This window comes from Pseudomonas sp. GM60 (assembly GCF_000282415.1).
GTDB lineage: Bacteria > Pseudomonadota > Gammaproteobacteria > Pseudomonadales > Pseudomonadaceae > Aquipseudomonas > Aquipseudomonas migulae.
The window spans coordinates 1-8015 of the sequence record NZ_AKJI01000123.1; the positions used below are offsets into that span (position 1 = coordinate 1).

Annotated in this window: 7 protein-coding genes; 6 read left to right on the forward strand and 1 reads right to left on the reverse strand. The window is 59.8% G+C overall.

The genetic code is table 11. The annotated features are described in order from the left end of the window. Nucleotides 1-795 precede the first annotated feature (795 nt). Nucleotides 796-1476, reverse strand: a complete 681-nt coding sequence (locus tag PMI32_RS03775) for a GntR family transcriptional regulator (RefSeq protein ID WP_032829125.1) — start codon at nt 1474-1476, stop codon at nt 796-798. A gap of 195 nt (nt 1477-1671) precedes the next feature. Between PMI32_RS03775 and PMI32_RS03770 the strand changes: the two genes are divergently transcribed. The 6 genes from PMI32_RS03770 (at nt 1672) to PMI32_RS03745 (ending at nt 7905) form a co-directional block, all read left to right on the forward strand. Then, nucleotides 1672-2472 carry a shikimate dehydrogenase family protein gene (locus tag PMI32_RS03770; protein WP_008033968.1) on the forward strand — a complete coding sequence of 267 codons (801 nt, stop codon included), beginning with the start codon at nt 1672-1674 and terminating at the stop codon, nt 2470-2472. 31 nt (nt 2473-2503) lie between these two features. After that, a complete protein-coding gene (locus PMI32_RS03765) occupies nt 2504-3196 on the forward strand; it encodes an SDR family NAD(P)-dependent oxidoreductase (protein WP_008033971.1) in 693 nt (230 codons plus the stop codon). Between the two features lie 130 nt (nt 3197-3326). Beyond that, complete coding sequence (locus PMI32_RS03760; RefSeq protein ID WP_008033973.1) at nt 3327-4418, forward strand: glycerol dehydrogenase; 1092 nt, start codon at nt 3327-3329, stop codon at nt 4416-4418. 106 nt (nt 4419-4524) lie between these two features. Continuing rightward, nucleotides 4525-5412 (forward strand): transketolase, encoded by an 888-nt coding sequence (locus PMI32_RS03755; protein ID WP_008033975.1) that lies wholly within the window; start codon nt 4525-4527, stop codon nt 5410-5412. A gap of 2 nt (nt 5413-5414) precedes the next feature. After that, the gene (locus tag PMI32_RS03750; RefSeq protein WP_008033976.1) at nt 5415-6395 is read left to right on the forward strand and encodes a transketolase family protein; all 981 of its coding nucleotides are present in this window, start codon (nt 5415-5417) and stop codon (nt 6393-6395) included. A gap of 202 nt (nt 6396-6597) precedes the next feature. Then, entirely contained in the window at nt 6598-7905 is a 1308-nt protein-coding gene (locus tag PMI32_RS03745; RefSeq protein WP_008033979.1) for an MFS transporter, read from the forward strand. Nucleotides 7906-8015: the final 110 nt, after the last annotated feature.

An 8015-nucleotide genomic window follows, 5' to 3' on the forward strand; every position in this document is an offset into this window, starting at 1 on the left:
TGACCTGTGGGAGCCGGCTTGCTGGCGAAGCGGTGGCGGCCGTGATGACGCCATCGCCGGCAAGCCAGCTCCTACAAATTGCGGGTTATACCCGACCTGTAGGAGCCAGCTTGCTGGCGAAGCGGTGGTAGCCGTGATGACGCCATCGCCGGCAAGCCGGCTCCTACAGGTTACGGGGTTCATCGATGGATTCTTGTAAATAAACGGTACCGCTGAAACAACAACGCCTCCCAAGTGGAGGCGTTGTGCTTATTGCGCATTGAAGGAAGGAATCAGGTCGGAGAGATCGTGGCCAAGGCACCGATCAAAATGGTTAACAGCAGAAATCCACCCAGAAAAATGGCCATCTTGGGCATGGGGCCTCCTACATGATGAGCTTGCGGTTCAGTGGCTACCGCGACTGCGGACCGTGCGGTCATTGTGGGCCGCAGGCCGAGTACATGACAGATGCAGATAGCACAGAAAAATACGGATCAGAGCAAAACCCCGGGCGAGTCCGGCGTCTCGAAAAATCACAGAAAACCCCGACACCGAAACCCATAACGCAAAGACCTCGGAGAGATTGCTGAATCCTGTTCAAAACACCTTTGCGCAATCAGGCGTTCTGCTCGGGAGGGCTGGCAACGATACTGAAGCCCTCAAGGTTGACCGCTCAAAGGTGGCGAAGGTGGCAAGTGGATTGCCCGACTGAACGTTCCAGTGCCCACCCCGTCCGGCCATAAAACGACAGCGCCCGAGGCTCCTGATGTGGAGCTCGGGCGGCAGGTTCAGCTTGATGCGACAGAGGCGCGGTGGTTATGCCTCAGCGAGGTTTTCCTTTTTCTCAAGCCAATCGATCATCAGCTCGCCCCAGGCGATATCGGCCTGCATGGCGTCTTTGGCTTTGGCCGAGTCACGGGTACGCAAGCCGTCCAGCACTTCGAAATGCTTGTGTTTGGCGCTGGCCAACTCTCGCTTGGGCACCTCGGCATGAAACCGGCTCAGCAGCGGCCCCATGATGACCCACATGTTTTCCAGGGTTTTCGACACCACGGGCATGCGCGCCGCAGAGATCAAACCGAAGTGGAACTCGCGGTTGAGCAGCGCCGCCTGTTTGTAGTCGACCGAGACCGCCTTCTGGAACGCGTCCTGAATGGCTTCGAGTTTCTCCAGTTCCGGCTGGGTGATCCGCTGGGCCGCCACGCCGGCCGCCTCGCCTTCCAGCAAATGGCGGATCAACTGGATTTCACGCAGCTGGCTGACCGTCAGCTCCGGCACATAGATCGAGGTCGCCGCTTTCATGTCCAGCGCATGGTCACTGACCAGACGGAAAATCGCTTCCCGCACGGGGGTGATCGACACACCGAATTCCTCGGCCAGCGTACTGATACGCAGCCGGTCGCCGGGTTGGTACTGCCCGTCCATCAACGCGGTGCGAATAATGGAATACACCCGTTCGCTCAAGTTGCCTTTATCAATGGGCTTATGCACGGTCACGGTTACTCGATCTCCAGGTTCAATGAAGGTGCGCCGGCTCGGCAGATTGACTGACCTGCAGGCCTCAAGCGCGAATAACGCATGATACATCATCGGTTTTCCACCGCTACTGCGTCTGGATTCACCACCGTGTTGACTCACGCTCACATTGAGGATATATCATGCATCACAACAAAATCACAAAGGAACATGGCAATGCCTATCACCGGTAAAACCCGGGTCGTGGTTCATCTCACCTACCCTGCCAAACACCTGCGCACCCCGGAATTTTTCAACCCGCTGCTGGAACGTCTCGGCCACGACGGCGTGTTGGTGCCCTGGGAAGTCTCACCGGCCAACCTCGCTACGGCGTGGGAAGGTTTGCGCGGGATTGAAAACCTGGCGGGGGTGATTGTCACCGTGCCGCACAAGCTTGAGGTGGCGAAATTGTGCGATGAGCTCAAAGGCACAGCCAGTCTGTTGCAAGTGTGCAACGTCGCCAAACGCCTGCCCGACGGCCGTTTCAGCGGGCGTATGTTCGATGGCGACGGCTTTGTCGCTGGCCTGAAAAAGCAGGGCCATGACCTGAGCAACAAACGCGTTTTATTGCTCGGTGCGGGGGGCGCAGCAACGGGCATTGCTCACGCACTGCTCGCCGAGCCTCTTCAAGAGTTGGTGATCAGCAACCGCACGCCGGCCAAGGCTGAAGCGCTGGCTCATGAACTGCGGCAGATGTTCCCCGGTCGGCTGGTCAGCGCCGGCCTCGCCGACGCGACGGGTTTCGATGTGGTGATCAACGGCACCGCGCTGGGCCTCAAAGCCGAGGACCCGCTGCCGCTGCCCGTCGAAACCCTAGCCCCCGGCACGGTGGTCGGTGAAGTGGTGATGAACCCGGACATCACCCCGCTGCTGAGCGCCGCCGCCGTGCGTGGCTGCATCATCCATAAAGGTGCGCACATGATCACCGGCCAGATCGATCTGCTGGCCGAGTTTCTGTTTTCCAGATCGGGCGTTTGATGCGCCCGCCTCCCCTGCATAAGGAAAGACCATGAAAAAGACTGCAATCGTGACTGGCGGCGGCTCCGGCATCGGCCTGGCCACTGCTCAACGTCTGCACGCGGACGGTTATGAGGTGTTCACCGTGGGGCTCGGCGAGCCCGAGCAACGGGTCGAGGGCATTCATTATCGGGAACTGGACGTGACCGACGACGAAGCGGTCAGCGGCTTCTTCGAGCCGTTCGAGCGCATCGACGCCATCGTCAATGCCGCCGGCATCATTGACCACAACCGCGAGTGGGCGCTGGAAGGCTTCAGCCGCGTAATGGACGTCAACCTCACCGCCGTAATGCGCATCACCAACGCGGCCCTGCCCGGCCTGAAAGCCGCGCGCGGGGCGGTGGTCAATTTCGCCTCGATGCTGGCGATTTTCGGCTCCGCCAAGACCCCGGCCTATGCATCGAGCAAAGCCGCCATTTCCGAACTGACCCGCTGCATGGCCGTGGCCTGGGCGACCGATGGCGTGCGGGCCAATGCCGTGGCGCCGGGCTGGATCATGACCAACCTGTCGCGCCGAGCGTTCGAGGACCCGACGCGATCCGAAGGGATCATGGCGCGTATCCCGATGAAGAGCTGGGGGGAGCCGGAAGACGTGGCCAACGTAATCGCCTTCCTGGTGTCGGACAACGCACGTTATGTGACGGGGGCAACCTTGCCGGTCGACGGCGGTTATTCGATCGCCTGAGGTCATCTCGTCGCTTGAGCGCTTGACCGTTCAAATACATGATATATCATGCATCACAACAAGACCGAGACCCCGGCAGCCTGTCGCCGAGTCCTCGAATAACAATAAGCAGTGAAGTGAGAGGTTCTGAATGAATCTGGTTTTCGGCTCGCCCGGACGGTATGTCCAAGGCACTGAAGTGCTCGCCCAGGCGGGCACTTATCTGGCGCACTGCGGACGCCAGGCCGTGGTGGTCATCGACAGTTATGTGCTGGGCCTGATCCGGCAACGCCTCGATGCCACCTCTGCGCAATATGGTGTCGAGTTGCACTACATCACCTTCGACGGCGAGATCACCGCCGACGGCATCGCCGGTCTGAGAACGGCGGCTTCAGAGGTCGAGTTCGACATGATCCTCGCTGTCGGTGGCGGCAAGTGCATCGACGCCGGCAAGGCTCTCGCCCACACCTCGGGTCGTGCGCTGATCACCATGCCGACCGTGGCCTCCAACGATGCACCCACGTCGAAAAACTACGTGGTCTACGACGCCCACCATCAACTGAGCGAAGTCGGCCACTTGCTGGTCAGCCCGCGCTATGTGCTGGTGGACACCGCGTTGATCGCCGAGGCACCACGTCAGTTCTTGCTCGCGGGGATTGCCGATGCGCTGACTAAAAAATTCGAAGCCGAGCAGTGCTACAAGTCCGGTGGCGTGAACATGTTTGGTGCCCGCCCGGCATTGTCAGGGTTGGTGCTCGCCCGCGAGTGCTATCACATCATTCGCCAATACGCCGAACCTGCGCTGGCGCAGGCCGGTACCGGCGAGGTCACGGTCGCCTTCGACCACCTGATTGAAGCGGTGCTGTTGATGAGCGGCCTGGGGTTCGAAAGCGGCGGCTTGTCCATTGCCCACGCGATGACCCGTGGCCTGTCGAAAATCCCCGGCGCGCAACAGCAGGTCCACGGTTTCCAGGTGGCCTACGGCTTACTCGTGCAGTTGGTACTGGAAGATCGCGACGCCGAACTCATGGGCGACATGTTGAGCTTCTATCAACGCATCGGCCTGCCCCGCAACTTGACCGAACTGGGCGTACTCAACATCGATGATTCGGTGTTGATGCAAGTGGCCGAGCCCACCTTGAAAGCGCCTCACGCTCGCAATTTTCTCTCGGTATCGGGCGACGCACTGACGTGTGACGAACTGATCGGGGCGATGCGCGCGCTGGAAGGCCTGACCCACTGAGCACCGACTCAAAAGCGCCGTTGAACCCACCACTATCCGGGTGAAGTTCAAACCCCGCCGCTGAGATTCAACTTCAACAAATTCATGCCTGTGATTGGAGGTAGAGATGTCTGCACCCCGCAAAACACTCGAACAGTGGAAAGCCAGCAATTTTGTGCCGTCCGCCGAGACCGTAAGGATGTTGAAAGACCGGGCGAAATTCGTCCGCCTGGAAACGATCCGCCTGATTGAAATCGCCAAGACCGGCCACTACACCTCGGTGTTTTCCGCCGCCGAATTGTTCTCGGCGTTGTACTACGACGTGATGACCATTCGCCCCGACGAACCGAAATGGCCGGGCCGCGACCGCTTCTTGATGGGCAAGGGCCACGCTGCCGTGGGCCAGTTCCCGATCCTGGCGGACCTTGGCGTGTTCCCCAAGGAGTGGCTCGATGAATACACGCGCCTGGGCAGCCCTTTGGGCGATCACCCTGACATGCGCAAAGTGCCCGGCATCGACTTCTCTTCCGGCTCCATCGGCCACGCTCTCTCCGGCGGCCTGGGCATGTGCCTGGCGCAGCGTTTCACCGGCGAAGTCTACGACGTGTTCGTCATGCTCGGAGACGGTGAAATGCAGGAAGGCCAGGTCTGGGAAGCCGCAATGAGCGCCGCTCATCACAAAGCCCGGCACCTGATCGCGATTGTCGACCGCAACGGCTTCCAGCTCGACGGCTCGGTCGACGACGTGATCGGCATCGAACCGCTGGACGAAAAATGGCGCGCGTTCGGTTGGGAAGTGCACGTCATCGACGGCCACAACATTGCCGAAGTGACTGAAACCCTGCGCCGTGTCAAAGCCGATGAAACCCGCGACAAGCCGGTGTGCATCATCGCCAAAACCATCAAGGGCAAAGGCGTTTCCTACATGGAAACCGAACCCGGCTGGCACCTCGGTTACCTCGACCCGGAAGACGCCAAACGCGCTATCGCTGAAATTGAAGCCATGGAGATCTGAACATGAATGCCCCTCTTTCCCCCAATTCCTGGCAGTACCGTGGCCTTAACGCGCTCAACCCTGGCCTGTCGTATTTGTCCGATGCGCTGATTGAGCTGACTGAGGCCGGGTATCCGGTGATGGCCGGTTCCGCCGACCTGCAGTACTCCAACGGCCTGAACAAATTCGCCAGCCGCTACCCCGAGCGCTACCTGCAATTCGGTATCTCGGAGCAGAACATGGTCACGGCCGCCGCCGGTCTGGCCACGTGCGGAGTGATGCCGTTCGTGGCGACCTTCGCCTCGTTCCTCGGTTTGTTGTGCTGCGAACAGATCCGCATGGACGTCGCCTACTCGGCGCAACCGGTGCGCCTGATCGGGCACCACACCGGCATTTCCCTGGGCTTCTATGGCACCTCGCACCACGCCACCGAAGACATCGCCACCATGCGCTCGATCGCTGATCTGGCGGTAGTGTCGCCGGCGGACGGCGCGCAACTGGTCGCAGCGATCAAAGCCTCGGCCACCTACGACAAGCCGGTGTACTTCCGCATCGGTCGCGGTCGCGATCCGATCGTTTACGAAGACGGCGTGACCTTCGAATTCGGCAAGGCTCATGAACACTTCGAAGGCGAGGAACTGACCATCATCGCCTGCGGCATCACCGTACATCCGGCACTGGCGGCGGCTCGCAAAATGAATGCCGAAGGGCGTTCGGTGGGCGTGATCGACATGGCGTCGATCAAGCCGATCGACCGTGACGCCATCCTGCGCGCCGCTGCACGCAGCAAACGCATGATGACCGTCGAAGAGCACAACGTGCTTGGTGGCCTGGGCGCTGCGGTGGCCGAAGTGCTGGCGGATGAAGGCGTCGGCGTGAAACTCAAGCGCCACGGCATCTACGACGAGTACAGCCTGATCGCACCACCGACGCACTTGTACGAGCACTACAAACTGGATGCCGCCGGCATCGAGGAAGTAGCGCTGGCGCATCTGCGCGCCTGATCCGCGGACGCCACCTGTAGGAGCCGGCTTGCTGGCGATGAAATCACCACGGTGCACCTGACACACCGCGGTGCCTGGATCGCCAGCAAGCTGGCTCCTACAAGGTTTTGCATTCAGGGACATCTCGTTTTTTCAGGGAGCTTTACGCAACTCATCGTTACCCACCACATCCCGTGGTTCATGAAACATCTCGGAGCCAACAATGAATAACATCACCGAGACCATGCCCGACTACTCGATCGGGCAGGCCAAAACACGTACCACCTTGCGCAGAAAGTCATTGATGGCCACCGGCGTCGGCAACCTGCTGGAATGGTTCGACTGGACGATCTATACCGTCGCATCGGTGTACATCGCGGCGGCACTCTTCGATAAAAGCAACGCCACTTCTGCCCTCCTCAACACGCTGGCAGTGTTTGCCGCCGGGTTCCTGTTAAGGCCGATTGGCGGCATCTTCTTTGGCATCCTTGCCGACAGACTCGGCAGGCGCATGGTGCTGCTCAGCACCATGCTGCTGATGGCCAGCGCCAGTTTGCTGATTGCGTTCATCCCCTCGTATGACGCAATTGGCAGCTGGGCGTCGGCGCTCCTGCTGTTGGCCAGGCTGGTACAGGGCTTTGCCCACGGTGGAGAAACCACCACCTCTTACGCCTACATCGCCGAAATCGCTCCGCCGAAACGTCGCGGGTTGTGGTCGAGCACGGTGTTTCTCGCGGTGGGTTGCGGATCGTTGCTGGCGACGTTTTACATGGCCTTGCTGACGTCGTTGCTGTCGGTCAGTGAAATGCAGGAATGGGGCTGGCGTATCCCCTTCGCCACCGGTGGCCTGTTAGCGGTGGTTGCCTTGTGGCTGCGTCGCAACATGATGGAAAGCGAGCACAGCCCAAGTGCCGGTGGTACGTGCGAAGAACCGGCGTGGAGTCGCGGCACAATCATTCAGCACGGCGTTCGGTTGTTTCTGTATGAAGCGGGCGCCACGTTGACGTATTACACGTGGGTGACTTCGGCGTCGATCTACGCCATCAGTGTCAAGGGCATGGACCCGCGTAGTGCATTCACCATGAGTTGCATTGCTCAGGTCATTTACCTGGTGTTTTTGCCGATCTCGGGCTGGATCTCGGATCAGTGGGGACGCAAGATTTCGGCGCTGATTTCGTTGCTCGGGATCGCCGCGACGCTGTTCCCGCTGTGGGGGATGATTTCCAGTGAACCGTGGACGTTGATGGTGGCGCAGACGGCTGGATTGTTGTTGGTGGGCTTTATCACCGGCTGTAAACCGGCTTCGATTTCGGAGCAGATTCCGACCCGTTATCGCACACGGATGTTCGGGGTTTGCATTTCTTTGGGGGTGGCGGTGTTTGGGGGGACGGCTTCGTACCTGACGACCTGGTTGTACTCGGAGAATATTGGGTGGATGTTCAACATTTACTTGATTGTGGTTGCGGTGATTGCCAGTGCTGTGGTGCTGATGTGGAAGAATAACCATGGGGTGCCGATTGACAAGGTCTGACTTGGGGTTGGGGGTTTATCCGTTTCTTCGGTAACGGCGGCTATTGGTTTCGCCCTTACGGCGAGTCACTTGGAAGAGCCCCAAGTAACCAAGGGCTCTTGCCCCTTTCG

Coding starts and splice junctions, on each gene's coding strand:
- PMI32_RS03770 (WP_008033968.1), top strand. CDS start 1,672: ATGCCTATCACCGGTAAAACCCGGGTCGTGGTTCATCTCACCTACCCT.
- PMI32_RS03765 (WP_008033971.1), top strand. CDS start 2,504: ATGAAAAAGACTGCAATCGTGACTGGCGGCGGCTCCGGCATCGGCCTG.
- PMI32_RS03760 (WP_008033973.1), top strand. CDS start 3,327: ATGAATCTGGTTTTCGGCTCGCCCGGACGGTATGTCCAAGGCACTGAA.
- PMI32_RS03755 (WP_008033975.1), top strand. CDS start 4,525: ATGTCTGCACCCCGCAAAACACTCGAACAGTGGAAAGCCAGCAATTTT.
- PMI32_RS03750 (WP_008033976.1), top strand. CDS start 5,415: ATGAATGCCCCTCTTTCCCCCAATTCCTGGCAGTACCGTGGCCTTAAC.
- PMI32_RS03745 (WP_008033979.1), top strand. CDS start 6,598: ATGAATAACATCACCGAGACCATGCCCGACTACTCGATCGGGCAGGCC.